Source organism: Companilactobacillus insicii (assembly GCF_003946015.1).
Classification (GTDB): Bacteria; Bacillota; Bacilli; order Lactobacillales; family Lactobacillaceae; genus Companilactobacillus; species Companilactobacillus insicii.
In genome coordinates, this window is sequence record NZ_RHNU01000003.1 from 60,647 (window position 1) to 84,715 (window position 24,069).

Sequence of the window (24,069 nt, forward strand, 5' to 3'; positions counted from 1 at the left end):
CAAACTAATTGTTCTATTTCAATAATTGTCATATTTACACCCTAATACTTCAAAAGAGTTCTACCTTTCGAGTGATTATTTTTGGCCGTCGTTTGTGCTAATCTAACATCCTTATAATCATATATATTTTGAATATAGGAATGTAATTCTTTGTTTTTTAACATATCTAACAATTTTTCGTAATCCTTCGGAAAAATATTAGGTTGAATAAATTGACCTATCAAATTAGTCGCTATTGAAACTATTTTTGCATTACTTAACATGCGTGAAATAACGTTTAATAATTCTACACTACCGGCTGTATCGATAACTTTAGTAATATCCTTATTCTGTAAAAGTAGTTCAGATATATTTGTAGTGTAATCAATAGACACATCAGCCCCAACATTTTTCAAAAAATCCATATTTTCCGTATGACCAATAGCAACTACTTGAACATTTCTTAGTTTTAATAACTGTATTAAATACGTTCCAATCCCACCTGAAGCACCGGTAATCAGAACTTTATCAGGATTATTAATATTTAATTTGTTTATAATACCCAGTGCAGTATCAGCGCCACCAATAATAGTGGTCGCTGCGGATAAATCAACACTCTCTGGTACTTTAAATAATAATGGTGGAATTCTTGAATCTACAAATGTACTATTAGAACCCGACATAGTGGCACCAATTACCTTTTGACCAATCAAATTGTTACTTCGTAAGCTGCCCACATCTTTAATAATTCCCCCAAATCCATAGCCGATAACTATGGGTAATTTAACTGGACGAATAGATTTCAATTCACCATTTTCAGTCCGCCAATCATATGGCAATACCGGAGTAAATTTTGTTTCTATTAGTGCCGATAACGGACTTACTTTAGGATCCGATATCTCTTTTACTTTTAAACCTTCAATTCCATCATAAGTATCTTGAATAATTGCTTGCATTTACTATCTCTCCTTTTCTTTAGGGAAAATATAGCAATTAACATTATTTATCGATAATAAGAGTTCTTATATTCATTGCGGTTCAATTAAGACATAGTTATACTTATTTCAAAATACGTTTAAATTTGGAGATCAAATGAATAATCTAGGTGAAATTTTTAGAGCACGTAGAATTGAATTGAAATTATCACAAAAAAACACGTGTGAAAATATTTGTTCTCAACCAATGTTATCTTCCATTGAGCAAGGCAAATACATTCCCAATTCCCAAATTCTAATCTCATTATGCAAAAGACTAAAAATTGACATGAATTCATTAAGCCTTCATGATAATTATCAAATCAGCAATCTAAATGATTTTAATAATACAATTGAGAATCTTTGTAATAATCATAAGTATGTTGAATTGAAAGAATTTCTACTATCTGAAACAACAATTAAAAACATAAATAACGAACAACAGGCTCAAGCTTATTATTACTATCTAAGTATTTCATATATACAAGCAGACAATGACCTGGACAACTTTGAGTATAATTTAAAGTTAGCAATGGCTGAACATAAAAATCCTACTAAATTAACAACATTGGATAGATTAATTTTTATTTCAATGTCTACACTTTATGCTAAAAAGAAAGATAAGAATAAATCGCTGGAATATCTAACTGAGGCTTTTAAAAAATTTGAAATTTCTAATTTTGAACACAATCAGATTATAATTTTTTATTTGGCCGCATATTCTAATATCTTACTAGAAAAAAATATCGATGCCCTTAATTGGATTAACCAAGGCATCGACTTTGCTACAAAAAATAATTCTCATTATATGCTAGCTAATTTATACTACTTACTTGCAAAAACTCTAGTAATAGAAGGCAAAGATACTTTAGCTCTAAACTCTAAAAATAGAGCTGAAATATTCACCGAATTGTTCAAAGAAAAAATCTTTGAATTTAATTGATTTTTACTTAATTTGATTGCTTACGCAATTTATAAATCTTGCTGGAATTCTGTAATCATTTTATATTCTGGTTCTAGCGATTCAGTAACTCGTTTCCAAATTGGAAACAGTTTCTCATAAATCTTTGCATTATCAGCATTAGGACGCAAAACATCAGTAATTCCAATCATATTCTTTACTTCTGAAATATTATCAATATATCCTAAGCTATAAAATCCTAGAACCACCGCACCCAAACAAGAACTCTCGAAACTTTCAGGTATTGTCACATTTTGATTAAAGATATCAGCTAACATCTGACGCCACAATTCAGACCTAGCGAACCCACCAGTTGCTTGTATTCTAGCAGGCTTACCAGTAATACTTTCAATCAAACACATAACTGAATACAAATTAAAAACAATTCCCTCAAGAGCTGAACGAATCATATGAGCTCTAGTATGTTGCCGGGTTAGTCCAAAATATGATCCACGTGCATATGCATTCCAAATCAGTGCTCTCTCACCACCTAAATATGGTTGAAATAGTAAGCCATTTGAGCCGGCCGGAATTTTACTTGCCATTTTAGTCAACTGATCATAACTAAACTCTGAATTGAATAATTGATCACGAACCCAGCGAAAAACAATTCCACCATTATTGACTGGGCCGCCAATTACCCATTTATCCTTAGTAAGTGCATAACAAAATAACTTTTCATTAGGATCAATTATTGGTTTATCTACAACAACACGTACAGCTCCACTAGTGCCAATCGTTACGGCGACAACTCCATTTTCGATAGCATTGACACCTAGATTAGATAAGACTCCATCACTAGCACCTAATACAAACGGAACAGTTGAACTAATATTTAAAATATCACTATACTCTTTATTAATTCCTGTCACATAATCTGTCGTATTAACAACATCAGGCAAACGTGTTTCTTCTATATTAAGTAAGTTCAAAACTTGCGGTTCCCACTTTAAATTAAAAATATTAAATATCCCGGTCGCTGATGCAATTGAATAATCAACTTTATAAATTCCGAATAATTTATAGAAAATATAGGACTTAATATCAATGAATTTTTTAGCTTGACTATACAACGTTGGCTTTTCATTTTTTAACCACAGAAGTTTTGACAATGGGGACATGGGATGAATAGGTGTCCCTGTTTTTGCATATATCTCTGAACCAAGTCCATTTTTACTTAATTCATCTGAGTATTTGGCAGCTCGATTATCTGCCCACGTAATTGCACGAGTTAAAGGACGATTATTTTCATCCATTAAAATCAAACTGTGCATAGCCGTCGAAAATGAGACAAATTTTATTTTACTGGTATCGATATTAATAACAACTTCTTTAATAGTGGCAATCACTGCTGAAAAAATCTCATCAGGATCTTCTTCAGCCATACCTGGTTCAGTCTGATACAACTTATATCCCTTGTTGGAATGAGATATTACTTTGCCCTTTAAATCATATAACACACACTTCGTACTAGTTGTTCCAACATCAACACCAATTACATAACCCATATTTAATCTCCTAATCAACAATGTAATTTACATTTTAAAGCTAATTATCGTGGAATACAAAAAATCTATTACGATTTAAACGTAATAGATTTTTGTTAATTATTGTTATAAAAAACCCTTGTATCAATTCCATCATTCTTATGTGCAACAAGTATAGATGAAAATACATCTGAATCAACATTCAATATGGTTCTCAACATACCTACAAACCAATCAACACCTGCAAATAATGCTATGCTTTCAACCGGTAATCCCATTTGTGGAATAACTATAGCTAACGAAACCAGTGCAGCACCCGGTACAACTGCATTAGCTAGTGAAGCTAATGTTGCTAGCAGAACAATATACATATAAGTTTGCACATTATAATGAATACCATAAATTTGTGCAATGGTTATGATTGTAATAGACATATGCATAGCTGATCCATTAGAGTTTAGAGACATACCTAAACTCAAAACAATTTGAGCAATTTTATCTTTAATCCCCAATTTTTCCTTTGCATCTTCCAATTCTGTTGGAAAAGTAACTGCAGATGATGTAGTAGCTAAGGCCATCAATGACATATTCCACATATTTTTAATCAAATTTAAGAAGTTTAGCTTTGTTACTATTGTAATACATAAAATCCAGAATATTAAATAAGTCAAAGTTGCAAATCCATAAACTAATAGATACTTAATCATTGGAACAACTACCTTGATACCTAATTTTCCGATAGCTGAAGCAATCAAGGCAAATATACCAACTGGCGCTATTTTCATAATCAATGAAATCATTTTGAGGATAACTTGATTAAATTGTTTTAAAATATCTAACAATTGAAATTCATTGGTAGAATGACAAAAAGCTGATAATGCTATACCAAATATAATGGAGAAAACTATGACTTGTACAATAGATCCTTTCGACATTGATTCAAATATATTACTAGGGAAAAAGTCAGCAATGACTTTTGAAAACGACATTGATTGATTAGCCTTAATATTATTGTTTGACAATCCATTTATTGAAATTCCTATTCCAGGTTTAAATAAAATAACCATCAAGACGCCCCATAATGCTGCCAAAATAGACGATGTGAAAAAAACAATAATAGTTTGCCTAATCATTCTTCCAAATTGACTTAGGTTAATATTACCAACCGCTTCAATTACCTGACCCATAACAAGCAATATAATTCCCATTTGAATCAACTTTATAAAAATATCACCAATTATTTTCAAATTGCTAGAAAATGATTTAAAAGTTAAGCCTATTATTATTCCCAATATCATGGCAATTAAGATTTGACCTGACATTGAGATCTTTATTTTTTTAGTCATGATTTTCACCTCTCATGGCGCTAACATTCGACTGATTTAACCTTAATTAAGAACTATTAAATTACTGAATAATTATGTCGCAAAAAAGCTGATAATCGAAACACCTATCATACTTACTTCCAGAGCATGATAGGTGTTTTTTATACTATGCAGCATTTACATTATTTTTGTCACTTGTAAATCCAAATAAAATCATTCCGATTAGTAATAAGGCAGCTGCTAAATAGAATCCTATCTTCATTGAACCAAAACTATCAGAAATCCAACCTGTAACATATGGTGCTAAAATTGAACCTGACATACCAATAAAGTTATAGGCGCTTAAAGCAGTGGATAAAGATGATCTTGGTGCATTTTTTGTAACAAAGGCAACAAGAATTGGATCAATTGCCAATTTTCCAGTGAGTCCATAAACAATTAACACCAAAATTAATAGTGTCTTGTTTGTAACAAATGCAATACCAAATACTGAAATTAATGACAACGGAACTAAGAAGAACATTAAAGCTTTAGTTTTCTTTGTCTTATCGTAAATATGTGCAAATAAAATTGCACCAGGAATTGATGCCCAAGGAACTAATGAAGCAATGAATCCAACACTTGTTCCCTTAAAGCCTCTTTCAACTTGAAGAAATTGTGGTAACCAAGTAATAATAACGAAGTTAGCATAAATAGAGCAGAAACACATTATGTAAGCAAAAACTAAATTACGATTTTTAAAAAGTGAGCCAACACTGACCTTTTCAGTTGGTACTTCAACATTTTCTGATTTTTCTTTTGTCTTACCTTGATCCTCAGGTCTGATAACACGTTCTTTTAGAATGAAGTAGAACAATACACCAACAATAACAGTAGGAACTGACATAATATAAAACGGTGTTTGCCAAGACATGCCATTTTGTAGTACCAATGTACTTGATAATAAATAACCACCTGAGGTACCAAATGCCATACCACTATTGATAATAGCTGTACCTAATGTTAGATCCTTTGTAGGAATTGCTTCAGTAGATAAGGCATATTGAGGTCCATAATACGAACCTTGACCAATACCAGCAATTGCTCTAATAATTAAAAACAAAGCAAAACTAGTAACAATACCACTTACAAAGGTCATTATTCCGAATACAACAAATCCAATCATAATGACCAAACGTCTTCCAAATTTATCCCCTAGCATACCAAATGGTATTTGCGTAACAGCGTATGTTAAGAAGAAAATACTGTTAACTATTCCTAATTGAGTATTACTAATATTAAACTGTGATGCTAATTGTGTCTGTACTGGATTAAGAATCGTTCTATCTGCATACATTAATATCCAGCCAAAGAAACATAAAGCTACTACTTTCCACCAATATTTCTGTGAAACATTCATTGCTTTATAGCGATCCGTAATGCTTAATGGTTTCGTTGCTTCACTATCCATTATTGCTCCCTCCAATTATTTCATTAATTGCCAAATTCATCCCAAATAGCGTATCTGCTCCTGAAGTATGTCCCATTTGAAGAACATCTTGCATGCCATGAATTACTTCTGACTTATCATTTTTCATATTTAACATTAATTTTTTTATGTCCTTGCTTATATAGCCGTTCTTAACGGCTTCCAAGTATGCTGTACTAACTTTTGTAGTTCCAAATTTTGAAAAACTATTTAGAACACCAAGCCATCTAGAAGTTAACTCATTGCCACTGCTAATCAACACTGACGAAAAACCAACTAGCATATCATCTCCACTGGGAGTTAAGCCTTTGCCTCTACCTAACATATAACCTATCAACTGTCGTAAATCAGAATTATTTAAATCATCAATTCTATTAAATCTAGGAATTATATAATTTAGTGATATGTCATCCAAACCAATCTTGGATCTTATTTTTAGCTCTTTAAAAGAGTCTCTAACTACTACACATTCACTTAACGACAAATTAACTTTAGGAATGTTCAAATTGACTTCTTCTAAATCTAGCAAATCAATTTGAAATATTTTATTAGATGAATAAATTTTCAATACGTTATTCTTATATATAACTAAATCATCCAATGAAATATTATCTAATATTTCATTCAATTCCGTTGAATTAACGGTTATACCTAATACCGATAATCCTCCTGAGTAATTACCTATATGAAAATACAAATTTTGGAATTGGATATTAAAACTATGTTGAAAAATACTATCAATAATTCCTGACTGCTCATTCTCCACAAAAGAGCGAAGCATATTACTTCGCTCACCTTTTAATTCATTATGCTTCTGTAGCAAACTCTTTTTCATCATCGACTAAGCCCATCTTCTTACCATAAGCAACTAGTGCCTTTTCAAAACAAGCAAGTGGAGCATGAACTGTTCCGGCACCAACTTGACCAGTACCAGCAATCTTACCAGCAATACCTGTATTGATAATTGGTGTGATGCCAGTTTCAACAACTTTACAAATATCAATACCAAGTGGTGTTCCTTTAAAGTCCCAAGTAGGAATTGTGAAGTTAGGATTGTGTTCTGTACAAATCTTCATCATTTCATTGGATACACGTTGAGCATCTTCAAAACCACCAGCACCAACAAATCTTGTAACACCTGGTGCAGCAATCATTGACATACCACCAAATCCAACTGTTTCAGCAATCGCACTATCACCAATGTCTGGGTTAGCATCATCTTGACTAAATCCTGTAAAGAATAATCCTTCAGGAGTATTAACAGGAGCTTCGAACCATTTATCGCCTAAGCCACTGACTTTAATTCCAAAATTAATACCATTTCTAGACATTGTTGTCACGATAGTTCCTTCTTCTTGAACACGTGCGGCATCAACAATTGACTTACCAGTTGCCATCATGATATTTAAGAAGAATTGATCTGTGTCAGCTAAGAACTTGATAACTTGTTGTTTAATATCATCACTAATGGATAATTTGATAATCAACGGTGCAACTTCCTTAAGGAATACCAAACTGGCAGCTATATTACGTTGATGGAATTCATCACCCATTGTGATAGCTTTAGCCATCATAACTGTAATATTTAATCCACCTTCTGTTTGTTTAATTGCTTTACTCAAAGTTGGTCCAAGTACATCTCTCATCCAAATCAATCTATCAACAACTTCTTGTGAATAAGCGCCAAAACGCAATACTTTACCAATACCTTCATTTAAGGTACAGAATGCTTGATTATTCTTTAGACGATTTTCAATTACTAGAACCGGCATATTAGCAGAAGTAATTCCACCCATAGGTCCAACTGCACGAACTGAATGACATGGCATGAATCTTACTTCACCAGAATCCAATAGTTCTTTAGCTTCATCTTCATCCTTAGCCCAACCTTCAAACAAGGCAGCACCAATACATGATCCCTGCATAGGTTCAGTCATATCCTTAAATGCTATTGGAGGACCAGCGTGTAACAAGGTCTTATGATTTTCATCTGCTAATTCTTTAATAACATTTTTAGCAGGAACAACATCAACTAGGTATGGTTCTGATTTCTTGAATGAACTAAGAATCTCTTCATTTTGTTTCTTTAATCCATCTAATTGACGAACTTGTTTTAGAAGCTTAATCATCTTAGGATTACCACCGGCAACGGGCTTCCAATCAAATTGAACTGATTTTCCGTTGTATTTATTAATAGGTTCATTAAAGCTTTCAACACCAACATTAACTACACGTGGTTTTGTATAAAGTAAATCAAGAATTGCCTCACTAGATTCTGGAACTGGATCATGTGGTTGTGTGTAAGGAACTACTTCTTTATCGGGTTCATTAATATCCATTCCTACTAAATTAAGTCCATAACGAACTGCTTCAGCATTAGTATCACAAACAGTAACTCCAGCTGCTTCAAGAATGTGATGTTGTTCGTCATAATCCTGAGGGTCTTCATTTGTACCAACAATAGTTGCAACAAATGCTAATTCACGACCGTCATCATGTGCTGTTTTAATAGCTGCTTTAATTGATGGTGCTAAGGCAGATGCCATATCATCTGTAGTACCATATCCAAGAACATCATCTAGAAGAATTACACCAGTTTGTTCATCGTGTGATAATTTTTCAATTTGCTGAATTCTAATACTTGGATCAATCATTGGATGTGGACGACCCTGTGTATAAATATCATCACCTAAATCAATAACATCATATCCATCTGATTTAAGAACATAACCATTATCGGTAATAATTCCACCCAAGTTTAATGATTCTGAAATTAGCATCCCGGCTTCATATGCTAAAGTACCTCCAGAATACAATCCTTTAATTTTCTTACCTTTAAGTTTTTGATTTACATCAGTTATTGGATCAGCAGTATAATAATTTTTCTTTACTTCTTTATTCAATGAAAGATCCATGGCAATTTTTGCTGTTTCTTCCAAAGTATGTGCAAGATATACACCTTGTTCGTGGTGATCTGGTTTCTCACCCAAGAAAATGGCAACTACTGGTTTGTCAATATCGTGCAATAACTTAACTACTTCATCACGCACTTCTTTTGCTGGTGGCTTTGAAATAATTCCTAACACTTCTGAAGGATCATGATGTGCCAAGCCAACAAGAGCATCAATCATTGTACGAGCTCCAACTTTATCAGATAAATCACGTCCACCAGTACCAATGGCGTGGATAACACCACCACCCATACGTTCGATGGCAGCTGTAACTTCCTGAATACCCGTACCTGAAGCACCAACCAAACTAATATTTCCGGATCTAATAACATTAGCAAATGCCATTGGCACACCACTTATAATTCCAGTACCACAATCCGGACCCATTACTAGTAAACCTTTTTTATGTGCTTTATTTTTAAGTCTGGATTCATCTTCAATTGATACATTGTCACTAAAAACAAATGCATTTAAATTATGATCCAAAGCATTATCGATTTCATCAGCTGCATAAACACCAGGCACTGAAATCAATGCTGTATTTGCATCTGGTAATTTGTCCATTGCCTCATCCCAAGATGTGGCATGTGAAGATCCACCTGATTGTTTAGTTTTTTTATTTGAAAGATCGTCTATAAATTTATCAATAGCTTTTAAAACATCATCCATAATAGATTTATCATCTGTATCAAGGACAATCATCATGTCACTTGGTTTAGCTTCCTTAGCTTCATCAGTAAGAAGACCAGCACTATTAAAGATATCCTTGTTAGCATCAGTTCCCATCATTACTTGAACTTTATTAACACCTTCCATTTTGCTAATTTCTGTTGTTAATAACATCAAATTGATAGAATCTTGGTAACTATTATTTTTCAAAACCGTATACAACATTTGTGTCACCCTTTCTTGATTACAAATTCAATGGTAACCGCTAACATAAAAATATTCATTTACCAAAAAAGTAAAAAGAATGCCAGCCTCTTTATCCACTATGGATAAAGAAACTGGCATTCTGTGGTTTTATAATATATATATACTGGATAAGGAGATATCTATATGGACACTTCATTAGAAGAAATTTTGAATTTAGATGCTTTATCTACAGCAAAAATTATTGCTGGTAAAAGTGATATCAAAAAAAATGTCACAAATATAATGATTATGGAAGGTCATGATGTAGAAAAATGGGTTAAACCCGGATATATAATTTTAACAAGTCTTTATGGTTATACGGAAAAGAATCAAAAGGAATTTATTGATTTATTTCATAAATTATTTAATTTAAAATGTAGTGCCATAATTGTCAAACTTAATCGCGCTATAAAAATGGTTCCTCAAAAGTTAATAGATGTTTGTAATGAATTGAATCTGATTTTAATAACAATTGATGACAATATAGGTTATAAGGATATAATTCTTCCAGTTATGCAACTGTTGTTCAATCAAAACAATTTATTATTAAACCATTATAAAAATGTAAACCAAAAATATATTGAGCTAGCTGCATCAGATGCAAAAATAGAAAACTTAATTCAACAATTGGATGTTATTATTAATAATCCTGTTGGAATTATTTCGGGAATCAATTCAATAGATTATGTTATATCTAGTCGTACGTACTCCTCACAAATATTAGGTACGAGTAATGCAAAGTTACTAAGATCAGATCAATTTCAAAATTACGATTACTATGTTCGAAATATTACACAATATGATCACCTTAACCCAAATGTAAAACAAATTTTGGTTAAATTGGATAATGACGATAATAATAAACAATACCTTTGTATAACTGAGAGCAATCAAACATTAAAAAGTGAAGATTACATTGCAATTGAAATTGCTCTTAATTTTATTAATTTAGAAATTTTAAAATCAAACGCATTAAAAAATGCAAAAAAAGATACGGTAAACGAGCAATTTGACGAATTCTTATCTGGAAATCTACCTTTAAATGGCGTTGTTCCAGAGATTTTTGAAGAAAAGAATTTTCAGATGAATAAAGAATATCGTTCATTTTATTGTAAAATTTTTAATTATAATCAATCAAAAAAAAGTTTATTGAACAAAAAAATTGCCATTTCTAACTTAAAAAGTAGATGTAAAGTATACTGGCCTAAAGTTGCTTACCGAAGCTGGATGGATCAAATTTACATTCTTGTAGAAAGTGATGAATCAATCGTCGAATTCAAAAATAAAATACGTACGATAGTAAATTACATTCAAAAAACGTCTGATAGTAAACTAACTATTCAAATATCTATTAGTAACAAAGAGAAGCTACAATCTATTCCGAAGATTTCAAAAACATGCCTAAACAATCTGCAAATCGAGTCAAAATTAGAAAATGGTGATTTCATAATATCTGAGGATGACTTGGGAATCCTTCAACTATTATCACTTCCAATAAATAAAAATGAAATATTAAATCTCTTACCCAATGAACTTATATACATGAATAATAAAGAACCCGAACTGACCAATACACTTGATGCATACGTAAAAAATCAAACTAACATTACTCAAAGTGCAGAATATCTATATATTCATCCCAAAACTATGAGATACAGACTAAAAAAAATTAAATCTAAATACGCAATAGATTTAGATAATCCTAATAACATTATGAATATGGGAATAAATATTAAGTTACTAAAATTGCTTTAAGGAGGATAAAATGAAACAAATAATCATTAATCAACAACAAAAAATAAACTTTTACAAAGCAGTGAAAAACAGAAAAGACAAAACTATTATCTATATTCACGGTGGTGGTCTACTTTATGGGAATCTGAATGATTTGCCTAACGAATACATCGATTTATTTTTAAATAACGGTTATGATTTTCTATCAATGGATTACCTATTAGCTCCGGAATCAAAACTACCTGAAATACAAAAGAGTATCTTTGATGCATTCACTTGGTTTCAACAAAATTTCTCAGCCAAATTGAATTTATCGAGTTCCAAATATATACTGTTTGGGCGTTCGGCAGGTTCATACCTCTGTTATCAACTAATAGCACAATTGGATAAATCTAAATTTGATCTACCAATCGCTATGTTAGATTTTTATGGTTTTTTTGATCTAAATTCACCAAAGCTAAAAGTACTTAGTAAGTACTACCAACAGTACCCTGTCCCGCCTGATAATATTCTCAATTCATTAATTGAGGACCATAAAATATACGAGGGAGATATACAAAAAAGATTCTTACTATATGTTGCAAGTCGTCAAAAAGGCAATTGGCAGAAACTTTTATTAAACTCAACAAATGATCAAATTATATTAAACTTTAAACAAGTTCCTCCAACTTACATTGTCCATTGTACGGAAGATTTTGATGTTCCCTTTTCAATTTCTCTGAGTAAAAAATTCAAAATAGAAAATACTAATTTAGTCTCTATAAATAAAAAAAGTCATGACTTCGATCGAGAAGTAACAAATGATAATATTAAAATTTATAACGATATGATTGATTGGTTAAATAACATATAAATACGTTGGAACCGATGAGTCAACGTACATTTTCCTAGTATTTTGATTTTTAACACGAACATAACCCAATACTCCAAAAATAAATACTAATATAACGAATGATACTATAATGGTCTTTTTCTTTAAACTATTCATAATTCTGTTCCTTAGTAATTACAATTTTAAAATATACTTATGCAATACTGCTACAGACTTCCACAAAATATTCTCATCAATATCAAAATTTCCATTATGGAGTGGATAATTATGTTCATTTGGTTTTTCGGCAGTAAAAACGAAAAAAATTCCTCTAGCAAAATTAAAGTAATCAGCGGCACTGTCTCCTGATAAGTATTCACTATCAACAAGTCTTGATTCATTACCAAAAACTTCGTCACCAGCTAATAAACCTATATCTACCAAATTAGAATCACTAATTATAGGTAATATCGGTGGGTCAGTAATCTCAATTTCAATCTTTGCTTTAGTATTTTTTTGAATTTTATCAATTCCACTTAATAACAATTCACGCAATTCATTGTAATCAGACACTTTAATCGCTCTTAAAGTTCCTTCCAATAATGTCTCATCGGCAATCACATTCGATGCACGCCCGCCATTAATTCTCCCTATTCCAATGACAAAAGGCGATTCCGACTTATATTGATCATTCAAACTATATATTAAATCTAATACCTTTCGAGAAATATCAATCGTATCTACTCCGTTATCTGGTAATGCCCAATGACTGGCTACTCCTGAAATATTTATTTTGATAGAACCAATTGCAGCCGATGAAGCTCCCTTATTGAGTTCTACTCCTAATGGTGCATCATTTGCAAAGTGCAGCATAGTAAAATAATCAACCTTAGGATCACTCATTACCCCTCCATCAATCATAATATCCGTACCTTTGCCATTTTCCTCTGCCGGTTGAAAAAATACTTTGACATTATTATTTAATAATTTACGATTTTGAACGCAAACCTTCGTAGTAACGAGTACTGAAGCCATAATGGCATCATGACCACAGGCATGCATTAATCCATCATTTTTTGATTTCCATGCAAAATCATTTTCCTCTTGAACAGGAATGGCATCCATTTCGGCACGTAACCCGATTGTCTTAGCATTAGGATTATTTGACCAGATCATGGCAACTATTCCATTTTCACCGATTCTTTTTGTTTCTAATCCTAAATCATTAAGGTATTCCTCAACAAATCTTGATGTCTCTGTCTCTTGTAAACTTGATTCTGGTTGACTATGCAACTGTCTCCTCAAGTTCACCACTTCATCCTGAAATTCTTGATAGCGTATTTTATCCAATATCTTTTCTCCATTTCAAATGAATTTGACTACGTACTGTAATTATAATTGGAAACAATATAAAAGACTCCATTATTTAGAATAAAAAAATAAGCTTGCGTCGATATTCACGCAAACTTATCTTTACTCAACTTTGATACCAAATAATCCTATCAATGTTGCCGCTTGATACTGATTAACAATCAGGCCACGTGCCAACTCTGGACTAATTACTAATGTTTCAAACTCTGATTCCTTCAAATCAAATCCCTTAAGCTTAGTCTCACTGAAATTAGCTTCAGTTAGGATAGAACCTGAGTACGAGATACTCTTTTTTACTTTTAATGCTTGAAAAAAGCTGCCAGTCAAATCACAGTCAACAAAACTAATACCTTCAAATCGACTTTCTGTGAAATTAGCGTATGGCATTTTGCAATCCTTAAAATCCGTATTCTTAAAATATGAATTATTAAAATCCGCTCCTGATAATTGCATACTACTTATCTTGCAGTTATACCAATTACTTTGACTAAAATCACTACCAGCAAGTTGGCTATGATGCCATTCAACGTTTCCAAAACTAACACGACTGAAGTCAGTCTGTTCAAAATCACAATGATCAAAAATTATATCCGTATAATTCATCGTGTCACCATAAGAAGTGAAATGGCATCTTTTATACAAATATCCATCCTCAATATCATTCATAGATAGTGTCTTATCAACTACTGTTTCAATGGGTTCCATTATTTTATTGCACATCCTAACCAGTTAACTATTATTTTAGAGTATATCATTAATGAATATTTCGATAAATCAAAAAAGATTACAGACATTTTTCTGTAATCTTTTTAATTTTTAACCTTTATTAACTGCTGGCTCACGACTACCAAGTCTTACTTTGCCAACTTCATGCACATTGTCTTCCAAGTCTTGTTCCTTGAATCCAAATAAGTATGTACATGTAAATGAGACGATAATTGCAGCAGCGGATGCAATTAGGTAACCTGTAAAACTACTATCGATACCTTTAGGATTGATAAATGAGGCAAAACCGATAAGTGATCCAGCGAATCCCCACATATCAACATGTAATAATCCTGTCAGTAATCCTCCCACTGCACCACCGATATTAGCAGTCCAAAAGATTCTTCCGTACTTCAAGTTAATACCATACATAGCTGGCTCTGTAATTCCTGAAAAGGCTGAGATAGTAGCGGCACCAGCAATTTGCTTCATCCCTATATTCTTCTTGGTCTTAAAGAACACTGCCATTACGGCAGCACCTTGAGCAACCATCGTAGCTGAAACAATTGCATTTAGTGCACTATGTCCAGTTGTAGCAATTTGATTGGCAACAACTGGAATAACCGCCCAATGTAGTCCAAAGATAACCAAGCATTGATAGAATGCACCAATTATTAAACCTGAAAGTGCTGGACTGAATTTTAATAAAGCTACAATTCCCATTGCTAAGTATGAACTTAACAAAGTAATAACAGGTCCAACAATTACTAAGATAATCGCACTAACTACGAATACCTCTACTAAAGGACTCACAATCATTCTGACTGTTGCAGGAATGTGTTTTTTCAACCATGGTTCAACTATTGATGCCAACCATGCTGCAGCAATCATTGGGAAAATAGAATAAGTATAATTTGCGACATGAATAGGAAGTCCGAAAAAGTCAGCATTCATATTCATCTGAACTGAACTAGTTTTGGAAGCTAACTGTACTAATGTCGGATATGCAAGAACACCACCGATAACTCCGACTATTATCTGATTTGCACCTAAACGTCTTGCAGCTGTGAAACCTACTAATATTGGCAAGAAATAAAATACTGAATCACCCATAGCATTAATGATCATATAGGTAGAGCTAGTTGCCGACAACCACTTAGCAGAGACTATTAAAGATAATAATCCTTTTAGAATACCAGCTGCAGCAAGTAACCCAATAATTGGCATCATACTAGCAGTAATAACACCAATCAGGGAACTGAAATAATATTTAGTCTTAGGCCAGACCCCTTTGGGTGCTGGTTCTTTTTTTGCATTTGCTTCATTATCATTGGTTCCAATACCAGGCCCTAAATGATCAACAACTGCATCAAATACATCTTCAACAGCGGGTCCTATAACTACTTGATATTGCCCACCGGCTTTTGCAACATCCAAGACCCCATTGAGGTTCTTGATAACTTCATCATTGGCTTTGGACTCATCTTTTAAATAGAATCGTACACGAGTAATACAGTGAATAACATTGTCTACATTACTTACACCGCCGACATTTTTTACTATTTCTTTAGCTAGAGCATCAAAGTCGACTTTTTTATTATTCGATGTATCAGGAATTTCTTTCTCACCATTAGCAAATTTGCTAACTGTAGCAGCACTGTCACCACCGTCTACATTACCAACATGGACATTTATTTCTTTAAGAATACTAGCCGTATTAGTAATCGCAACTATAACATCCGTTACCTTACCAGCATCTTTAACTTTAGCGATATCCATTGTAGCCAGCTTTTGACCGGCTTTAATGGTATCTCCTTCTTTGACATAGACATTAAATGGCTCACCGTCCATCTCAACTGTATCTACTCCCATATGTACCAACACTTCAAGTCCATCATCGGTATCAATACCAATTGCATGTTTCGTACTTGCGACAAGTACTACTTTACCAGAAACTGGTGAAACAATATTACTATCACTAGGTACAACTCCAAACCCATCGCCCATAGCCTTTTCAGAGAACATAGGGTCGTGAACATCGGTTATCTTCACGAGAACTCCGCTGACTGGGGAGAGCATGTTTATAGTGTTTTTCATGTTAGGACACCCTCCTAGTTCTTATTTGTAAAAAGCGGCAGATAAGTTGTAATCAAGAATTCTTTTCTTATCTGTCGTTTTTGTTTACACATATAAGATACTATATTCAAAACATGTTTAAACATCATATTTGGATAAATATTTTTATAAAAACTGTACCATTTGTTTAAACAAATAATAATATAATATCAATAAGATTACATGTGTTTAAACATGTATAAAATGATTGGAGGGTAATCATGACACCACTATACTTAACCGTTACCGACAAACATATTAAATACTCATATGAAGATCAAAATACTACTGCTACGGTTCAACAAGATTACAATATTAACCCTAAGCTTCCATTAACTGAAAACTTTACCAACTTTAAATTAAAACTACCGGAATATTTTGATGTTATCGTAATTCTTAATCCTATTGACGTTGAAATGAAAGACACAATTGTCAGTTGTCAAAATCAACCTATAGATATTGGACTATATATGGAAAACATTTTTCATATTCCAACTGTTGGTATTCATCAAGTAGCTAAGTTAGGTCTTAAACAAGCAGCCTCAATTGAAGCAGAGTATGCTGGCTGGCATCTAGACTACTATGGATATGAAAGTGGCAAAACACAGTACTCTCAAGAAGCAATGCAAACATTAGGTAATGGGTATTTTGGATTGCGTGGCGCCTATGTTGAATCAAAGGCCGACAAGAATAATTATCCAGGAACTTACGTTGCAGGAGTTTACAATCAACTAACTACTAGTATTAATAGTAAAGAAATCGTGAACGAAGATTTGGTGAACCTACCAAATGCACAGTATATTACCTTCAGCATCGACGATACCGAGAAATTCAAACTCAATGGTGATGAACTAGAAGACGTCTTCCGTTCACTAGACATGAGAACTGGTCTGTTAACAACTACAATGTTATTACAGTTAAAGAATGGTAAACGTCTAAAAGTTGTTAGTCGTAAAGTCGCTGATATGAAAAACTATCATAGCTATTCATTACAGTACACCGTTCAACCTCTTAACTTCTCCGGAGAGATGAAAATCCATACAGAAATTGATGGACGGGTAGTTAACGCTAATGTTGAACGTTATAAAAATCTTGATAGCCATCATCTAGTAACGGATAAAACTATCAATGAACAAAACACGGCAATACTTCTCGCACATACACGTCACTCAAACATAAATATTGCTGTTGGTTCTAAACTAGACTCACCTAACTTAAACGATTTGAATGTCCATACCGACAAAGCACATGACAAAGTATCACAATCAGTAAAATTCGATGTCGTCGAGGGGAATTCATATACTCTAGAAAAAACAGTAAGTGTCTATACTTCTCTAGAAACCAAAGGTGATTTGGTTGAGGCGGTTAAGTCACATTCGTACCACAAAACATTCGCCGATGCAGTTAATAATTCGATGGAATGCTGGCAAGATATTTGGAGTAATGAATACCTTGAAATTGATGGAGATATTACATCCCAAAAATTACTGCATCTCAACGCCTTTCACGCGACTGTTTATGCTCAACAAAATGTTAATAAAGATCTTGATGTATCGGTTGGAGCTCGTGGTCTACACGGTGAGGCATACCGTGGTCATGTTTTTTGGGATGAATTATTTATCTTACCGTATTACAACCTACACTACCCTGATTTAACTAAGTCGTTATTAATGTATCGATACAATCGTCTAGGTGCCGCAAAAGAATATGCTAAGTCAAATGGAAATGTTGGTGCCATGTTCCCTTGGCAAAGTGGTATGAAGGGTGACGAACAATCACAAATAATGCATTTGAACCCTATTACCAATCAATGGGATCCTGATAATTCGCGTAAACAACGCCATGTTTCATTGTCAATTGCCTACAATATCTGGAATTATTACAGCATGACAAATGATGAAGAATTCATACGTGACTACGGATTAGAAATGCTTCTTAACATCACTAAATTCTGGATCAGTATGACTGATTACAATGAAGAAACTGGAAAATATTCAATATCAAATGTCATGGGACCAGATGAGTTTCATGAGGGTTATCCTGATAATGAGGAAAGTGGTTTAACTAATAATGCTTATACAAATATAATGACTAGCTGGGTATTCAAAAAAGTTGATTATTTTTCCAGTCATGAACCTCAGGATATTCTCGATGATAATTACAAACGAGCCGATTTCTCAGAGAAAGATTTGGAATTAACAAAAAAAATCAGACATAATCTAGAATTAGAGTTTAACAAGGACGATATACTCGCTCAATTTGATGGTTACTTCAATCTCAAACCAATCGATTTTGACTACTATCGCCGTCAATATGGTGATATTTCCAGAATGGATCGTATTCTAAAAGCTGAAGGAGATAATCCTGATGACTATCAAGTAGCGAAACAAGCCGATTCTTTGATGGCACTTTACGCTTTAAGAGAACCAACTTTTTTTCACATAATGTCTGATTTAGGTTATGAAATCAAAGACAAGCATGATTTCATAACAAAGAATATCGAATACTATCTAAGTCGGACAACCCACGGTTCTACCCTTTCGAGAATTGTTTACGCTATGTTGGCTCTAAAGGTTAACAACAATGACCTCGCTTGGGAACTGTTCTCACAAGCCTTAACATCTGACTACTATGATATTCAAGGTGGAACAACCGCTGAAGGAATCCACCTTGGAGTCATGGGGGCAACTCTTAACGTTGTAACTTGTTTCTTCGCCGGAATCGATTACCGCGGTCCAGAAATTGAAATTGATCCGCATGTTCCCCCATCATGGCAAAGTATCAAGTTCAACATGTCATTTAAAGGAACACACTTCTACTTCACCGTAACTCACGATCAAGTACGTGTAATTCCTGACAACGATATTGTTGTAGTATTTAAAGGCAAAAAAGTTCAATTAGATGCTCATAAAGAAAAAATGTTAAATTATTAAAACAAATTTATTGATTAACCTTCACAAAAGTATATGATAGAGTGATTGTGATTACTTTTGAGGGGGTTATTTTTATGACTGATTTAACAACTGGAAGACCCATCAAAGTTATCTTTTTATATACAATTCCATTGTTATTAGGTAACTTCTTCCAACAATTCTACAATTTTATCGACACACTCATTGTTGGTAAAACTATTAGTGTCAATGCTCTAGCCAGTGTTGGTGCTACCGGTGGCTTGACTAGCTTGGTCGTCGGATTTGCGATGGGAATGACAAGTGGTCTTACTATTCTAACGGCTCGACGGTATGGTGCCGGTGATGAGAGAGGTGTAACAAAGAGTTTTGCTTCTGGAATTTTGATTTCACTCTTTATCACTGTTATCTTTACTGCTATTGCAATGTTAGTAGCATATCCACTATTGGTAATAATGCAAACACCAAAGGTTTTGTTGCACAATGCTTTTGTATTTCTAGAAATAATCTTTGCTGGAATATTTGCATTCGTTGGTTTCGATTTCTTAGGTAATACTATGCGTGCACTAGGAAATTCCCGTGTTCCATTATTCTTCTTAATGGTAAGTACTGTTTTAAATATCTTACTTGAATTAATCTTCATTTTGTATTTACACATGGGCGTGGCTGGTGCTGGTTTAGCAACTGTCCTAGCCCAAACTATTACGATGGTTATATTGTGGTTCTATATTAGAAGAAAAATTCCATATCTAGTTATTGGATTCTCAGACTTCAAAATCGATAAGGATGAACTCAAAGAATTATTAAGAATGAGTTTACCAATGGGATTTCAATCTTCAATTATTGCCATTGGATCAATTATTTTGCAATTTATGCTTAACACCTTAGGTGCTCAAGCAGTTGCTGCCTACACCGTTGCTGGTCGTGTCGAACAAATTGCCACCCTTCCAGCCATGAGTTTTGGTATTGCCTTGGTTAACTATACCGCTCAGAACCTTGGAGCTAAGAATTACTCACGGATCTTGGAGGGTGTCAAAAAAGGACTTATCATGTCCATAACATCCAGTATTATTATTGGTGCTTTACTAGTTTTATTTGGTAGGAACATTTCACACTTGTTCATGAATGGACCCGAAACACACGTTTTAAATTTGATCCAAATTTACTATTGGTTTAACGGTACTATGTACTTTATGCTTTCAATTCTATTCATTGTAAGATATACCTTACAGGGACTAGGTAATCAAAAGGCACCAACGATTGCTGGTGTAGCAGAACTATTAATGAGAATATTTGCTAGCGTTGTTATGATTCGCTTCTTCGGATTCTATGGTGCAGCAATGGCTAGTCCACTAGCTTGGATCGGCTCCGTATTGGTTTTGGTAAGTACTTGGAATATCGAACTACGCCGACTTAAAAAACTTCAAGATGAGTCAGAACAAATTGAAAATGCAACAGACTAAAAAGAACTTTATTAACTTAAAAATAATAGTTAATAAAGTTCTTTTTGTTTGACTAATAATTAGTATTAAATATCGTTACGTAAATAAATCACTATCTTAATAGTAATAATTAACTGTAGATTGTCAGTGAAGGAACCAGCTGTGAAAATTTTGTTAGGTCGGTGATTTTTCGGCCTTACAAAATGGACGAACTTTAAGCTTTGCTTTGCAAATCTTAAAGTCGAAGTCCCAGACCGATTTTTGGCTGGGACTGGTCCCACAGCAGATGGAATCACTGACAATCGGAAGCAGAAAACAATCTACAATCTCTTAGCACACTCATAAATAGCATCTTCACTAGCAGCAGCTTTGCCAACTAAATTCAAGAATGCATGTGACATACCACCATAGCGAATATACGTTGCATCGCACCCTGCCATTCCTAATTTCTCAATAAATGCTTCATCTTGAAGGCGGAATGGATCATATTCACCAGTTAACACAGTTACCTTTTTATATAGTGACGGATCTGAATACATTGGTGAAAGTATCGGTGATGTCAAATCTATATCTTGTTCAGGCAAATACAACTCTGTCATTTTTTTATCCAACTGCTTGAATACTTCATAACTTGCATGAAGAACATCACGTTGTTCATCAATGATTGGAATACGCGAATCATCCCATAAGCCACCGTTAAGATCAGAACCATGAATAACTGTTGGATAAAATAGCAACTGACTAGAAATATCGCATATACCCATGTAATGACTTAATTGACTCAGCCCCAAAGCCATTGAACCACCGGCGGAATCACCAGCTAATGTAATATCATGTTTTGTTTTTACAACTAATGATAATACTGAGAGGCAGTCCCAAAGTCCAAATGGATATGGATTTTCTGGAGCCAATCCATAATCAACGGTGTAAATAGTTCCATTAAATCTAGTTGCCAATAGTCGCAATGGAATTAGTGAGTCTTCTGCACTACCACCGTAATAAGCACCACCATGGATATAAATTAATGCACGGTCATTATTTGCGCAGCCTTTTTTGAATATTCTTAAATAACGTACCTTACGACCTAATTCATATGAATAACGAGAATCAACACAAATATTTGGGTACTGCATTTCAGGAATTGGTGCAGGTTCTGTTCCCGCACGAAGTACAGTTAAATCATTTGATAATACTGGGTTGTCTACAACTCCCTTTAAATCATTCCACGTATTTGTCTCATATGAATGAGCGTCCACACGATCTTTGATGACCATATTTACGTCTTCTAATCTTGGAACCTCAACAGGTTCAACACGTTTGAGACGATTTAATTCAGTCAAATAATTACTTGTGATCATAATATCCTCCCTATCAATTTATTAAGCTTCAGCAACATTAGATTGATGCTTCTTTGCTTCAATCTCTTTCATTTCTTTCTTTTCATTCAAATTGTAAAATACCAAGATTCCAATGATCAAAATAGCTAATAAAATTGGAAGCCAAACGAAGTTAATATTAATGGCCAATTGAGCCTTAGCAGCTTGTGTCTTAGCAGTTGATTGGAAGCCACCCCATGTTAGAATCCATCCTGATAGAGCGCCACCAATACCCATACCAATCTTTGCTCCAACAACTGGAACTGATGATAAGAATCCTGGTTCTTCAATGTGCAAATGAGTTCTTGCATATTCAACAGTATCAGCAATCATTACGAAGGCAATTGTAAAGACGGAACCCATGGCGATCATTGCAATACCATTACCAATGAACAATAATGGTAGATTCTGTGATTTTTCACCTAAAGGCATTAGTATTTCACCGATAACGAAGACAACTAATGACATATCCATAACATCACGGTTCTTAAACTTCTTTGAAAGAATAGGAGCTAACAAGTTACCAGGTACAGCAAAGATTGTCATACCTAAGAATAAACCAACAATTGCAGGGTTCTTGTATACATAGTTAATATAGAAAACACCTGAAGCCATTCTGACTACCCAGAATGTTTGAATACAAATGAAGCTCAATGTAAGAATTACCCAAGGACGATTCTTGAATGCACCTCTGAATGATTCAATAACACCCAAATGACCTTTGATTTCTTCTTGGCCTTCTTCTTCAGCAATGTCTCTTTCTCTCAAATTTAAGAATGCAAGGAAGAAACAAGCAGCAATTACCAATCCAACAACGGCTCCCCAAATTGCGAAACCTGTTTGTTGATTCTTACCACCAAAGAAACTAACCATTGGTAATGTGATGGCACCAATAACAGCTGTACCAGTATTTGTCAAAACCATTCTGGCAGATGCAAGATTAGCACGTTCATCAGCATCATCAGTTAAACTAGGTAAGATAGCAGTAATAGGTGTATTAGATCCTGAATATACCAAACTAAAGACGGTATAAATAACACTGATCCAAATCATTTGAATAGTCTTATTGCCACCAAATGATGGGTTAAAGAATAATAGAAATGCTAGAATTCCTAACGGAATACCAAACCATAAGAAGTATGGTCTTGCCTTACCGTATTTTGAATGAGTGTGATCAATTAAAAATCCGAAGAACATTCCATCAAAGGCATCGACGAAACGAACTAATAAGAATAATGTTCCGACAAATGCGGCTGATATTCCTAAAACAGTTGTGTAATAGAATAATAAATATAATCCAACCATTTGCCAGATAAGATTTCCAGCCATATCAGTCATTCCATAAAATATACGTTGTTTCCATAGCTGTAACTTGTTCATAGTATTTCCTCCTTCCAATAGCAAGATATTAACAATTCTTTTTAAATCATCAATATCTTGATATCTTTTTCACCTACATTATATATCCTGTTTAAACATATTCAAGACGGATTGTGTAATTTTTTTTTACTGAAATTGAGTATTCACTTATATGGCGGCGTTTACA

General features: G+C 33.7%; 16 protein-coding genes. 5 read left to right on the forward strand and 11 right to left on the reverse strand.

What is annotated here, in order from left to right; translation table 11 throughout:
• Window positions 1-41 precede the first annotated feature (41 nt).
• The gene (locus EKM79_RS01685) at window positions 42-935 is read right to left on the reverse strand and encodes an MDR/zinc-dependent alcohol dehydrogenase-like family protein (protein ID WP_125565405.1); all 894 of its coding nucleotides are present in this window, start codon (window positions 933-935) and stop codon (window positions 42-44) included.
• A 136-nt stretch (window positions 936-1,071) separates the two neighbouring features.
• Here EKM79_RS01685 and EKM79_RS01690 point away from each other — a divergent pair, with 136 nt between their 5' ends.
• On the forward strand, window positions 1,072-1,896 hold the full coding sequence (locus EKM79_RS01690; protein ID WP_125565406.1) for a helix-turn-helix domain-containing protein: 825 nt from the start codon (window positions 1,072-1,074) through the stop codon (window positions 1,894-1,896).
• A gap of 29 nt (window positions 1,897-1,925) precedes the next feature.
• Here the strand turns inward: EKM79_RS01690 and gntK are convergent, their stop codons facing one another.
• The 5 genes from gntK to EKM79_RS01715 form a co-directional block, all read right to left on the reverse strand.
• Window positions 1,926-3,422, reverse strand: coding sequence for a gluconokinase (gene gntK / locus EKM79_RS01695; RefSeq protein ID WP_125565407.1), 1,497 nt, complete (start codon window positions 3,420-3,422; stop codon window positions 1,926-1,928).
• A gap of 95 nt (window positions 3,423-3,517) precedes the next feature.
• On the reverse strand, window positions 3,518-4,747 hold the full coding sequence (locus EKM79_RS01700) for a dicarboxylate/amino acid:cation symporter (RefSeq protein ID WP_125565408.1): 1,230 nt from the start codon (window positions 4,745-4,747) through the stop codon (window positions 3,518-3,520).
• Between the two features lie 145 nt (window positions 4,748-4,892).
• A complete protein-coding gene (locus tag EKM79_RS01705) occupies window positions 4,893-6,176 on the reverse strand; it encodes an MFS transporter (RefSeq protein WP_125565409.1) in 1,284 nt (427 codons plus the stop codon).
• Window positions 6,169-7,032, reverse strand: a complete 864-nt coding sequence (locus EKM79_RS01710; RefSeq protein WP_125565410.1) for an oxamate carbamoyltransferase subunit AllH family protein — start codon at window positions 7,030-7,032, stop codon at window positions 6,169-6,171. The genes EKM79_RS01705 and EKM79_RS01710 overlap by 8 nt, the downstream gene beginning before the upstream one ends.
• Entirely contained in the window at window positions 7,001-10,039 is a 3,039-nt protein-coding gene (locus tag EKM79_RS01715; protein ID WP_125565411.1) for a bifunctional FdrA/YlbE family protein, read from the reverse strand. The genes EKM79_RS01710 and EKM79_RS01715 overlap by 32 nt, the downstream gene beginning before the upstream one ends.
• Window positions 10,040-10,204: 165 nt before the next feature.
• Between EKM79_RS01715 and EKM79_RS01720 the strand changes: the two genes are divergently transcribed.
• On the forward strand, window positions 10,205-11,815 hold the full coding sequence (locus tag EKM79_RS01720) for a PucR family transcriptional regulator (RefSeq protein ID WP_125565412.1): 1,611 nt from the start codon (window positions 10,205-10,207) through the stop codon (window positions 11,813-11,815).
• A 10-nt stretch (window positions 11,816-11,825) separates the two neighbouring features.
• Window positions 11,826-12,647 (forward strand): alpha/beta hydrolase, encoded by an 822-nt coding sequence (locus EKM79_RS01725; protein WP_125565413.1) that lies wholly within the window; start codon window positions 11,826-11,828, stop codon window positions 12,645-12,647.
• 153 nt (window positions 12,648-12,800) lie between these two features.
• On the opposite strand, the gene EKM79_RS01730 is transcribed toward EKM79_RS01725, so the two are convergent.
• The 3 genes from EKM79_RS01730 to EKM79_RS01740 form a co-directional block, all read right to left on the reverse strand.
• Window positions 12,801-13,955, reverse strand: coding sequence for a M20 metallopeptidase family protein (locus EKM79_RS01730; RefSeq protein WP_164505975.1), 1,155 nt, complete (start codon window positions 13,953-13,955; stop codon window positions 12,801-12,803).
• Between the two features lie 123 nt (window positions 13,956-14,078).
• Entirely contained in the window at window positions 14,079-14,681 is a 603-nt protein-coding gene (locus EKM79_RS01735; RefSeq protein ID WP_164505976.1) for a pentapeptide repeat-containing protein, read from the reverse strand.
• 111 nt (window positions 14,682-14,792) lie between these two features.
• Window positions 14,793-16,778 carry a PTS sugar transporter subunit IIABC gene (locus EKM79_RS01740; protein ID WP_125565416.1) on the reverse strand — a complete coding sequence of 662 codons (1,986 nt, stop codon included), beginning with the start codon at window positions 16,776-16,778 and terminating at the stop codon, window positions 14,793-14,795.
• A gap of 239 nt (window positions 16,779-17,017) precedes the next feature.
• Here EKM79_RS01740 and EKM79_RS01745 point away from each other — a divergent pair, with 239 nt between their 5' ends.
• Window positions 17,018-19,729, forward strand: a complete 2,712-nt coding sequence (locus EKM79_RS01745) for a glycoside hydrolase family 65 protein (RefSeq protein ID WP_125565417.1) — start codon at window positions 17,018-17,020, stop codon at window positions 19,727-19,729.
• A gap of 74 nt (window positions 19,730-19,803) precedes the next feature.
• Window positions 19,804-21,168 carry an MATE family efflux transporter gene (locus tag EKM79_RS01750; RefSeq protein WP_125565418.1) on the forward strand — a complete coding sequence of 455 codons (1,365 nt, stop codon included), beginning with the start codon at window positions 19,804-19,806 and terminating at the stop codon, window positions 21,166-21,168.
• 299 nt (window positions 21,169-21,467) lie between these two features.
• Here EKM79_RS01750 and EKM79_RS01755 read toward each other — a convergent pair whose 3' ends face one another.
• Together EKM79_RS01755 and EKM79_RS01760 are read right to left on the reverse strand one after the other, a co-directional pair.
• The gene (locus EKM79_RS01755) at window positions 21,468-22,505 is read right to left on the reverse strand and encodes an alpha/beta hydrolase fold domain-containing protein (RefSeq protein ID WP_125565419.1); all 1,038 of its coding nucleotides are present in this window, start codon (window positions 22,503-22,505) and stop codon (window positions 21,468-21,470) included.
• 21 nt (window positions 22,506-22,526) lie between these two features.
• Complete coding sequence (locus EKM79_RS01760; RefSeq protein ID WP_125565420.1) at window positions 22,527-23,903, reverse strand: MFS transporter; 1,377 nt, start codon at window positions 23,901-23,903, stop codon at window positions 22,527-22,529.
• Window positions 23,904-24,069: the final 166 nt, after the last annotated feature.

Excerpts from the sequence above, each read along its gene's own strand:
- EKM79_RS01700 (WP_125565408.1), bottom strand. The coding sequence starts at position 4,747 with ATGACTAAAAAAATAAAGATCTCAATGTCAGGTCAAATCTTAATTGCC.
- gntK (WP_125565407.1), bottom strand. The coding sequence starts at position 3,422 with ATGGGTTATGTAATTGGTGTTGATGTTGGAACAACTAGTACGAAGTGT.
- EKM79_RS01685 (WP_125565405.1), bottom strand. The coding sequence starts at position 935 with ATGCAAGCAATTATTCAAGATACTTATGATGGAATTGAAGGTTTAAAA.
- EKM79_RS01705 (WP_125565409.1), bottom strand. The coding sequence starts at position 6,176 with ATGGATAGTGAAGCAACGAAACCATTAAGCATTACGGATCGCTATAAA.
- EKM79_RS01735 (WP_164505976.1), bottom strand. The coding sequence starts at position 14,681 with ATGGAACCCATTGAAACAGTAGTTGATAAGACACTATCTATGAATGAT.
- EKM79_RS01745 (WP_125565417.1), top strand. The coding sequence starts at position 17,018 with ATGACACCACTATACTTAACCGTTACCGACAAACATATTAAATACTCA.
- EKM79_RS01725 (WP_125565413.1), top strand. The coding sequence starts at position 11,826 with ATGAAACAAATAATCATTAATCAACAACAAAAAATAAACTTTTACAAA.
- EKM79_RS01690 (WP_125565406.1), top strand. The coding sequence starts at position 1,072 with ATGAATAATCTAGGTGAAATTTTTAGAGCACGTAGAATTGAATTGAAA.
- EKM79_RS01715 (WP_125565411.1), bottom strand. The coding sequence starts at position 10,039 with ATGTTGTATACGGTTTTGAAAAATAATAGTTACCAAGATTCTATCAAT.
- EKM79_RS01760 (WP_125565420.1), bottom strand. The coding sequence starts at position 23,903 with ATGAACAAGTTACAGCTATGGAAACAACGTATATTTTATGGAATGACT.
- EKM79_RS01750 (WP_125565418.1), top strand. The coding sequence starts at position 19,804 with ATGACTGATTTAACAACTGGAAGACCCATCAAAGTTATCTTTTTATAT.
- EKM79_RS01740 (WP_125565416.1), bottom strand. The coding sequence starts at position 16,778 with ATGAAAAACACTATAAACATGCTCTCCCCAGTCAGCGGAGTTCTCGTG.
- EKM79_RS01710 (WP_125565410.1), bottom strand. The coding sequence starts at position 7,032 with ATGATGAAAAAGAGTTTGCTACAGAAGCATAATGAATTAAAAGGTGAG.
- EKM79_RS01755 (WP_125565419.1), bottom strand. The coding sequence starts at position 22,505 with ATGATCACAAGTAATTATTTGACTGAATTAAATCGTCTCAAACGTGTT.
- EKM79_RS01720 (WP_125565412.1), top strand. The coding sequence starts at position 10,205 with ATGGACACTTCATTAGAAGAAATTTTGAATTTAGATGCTTTATCTACA.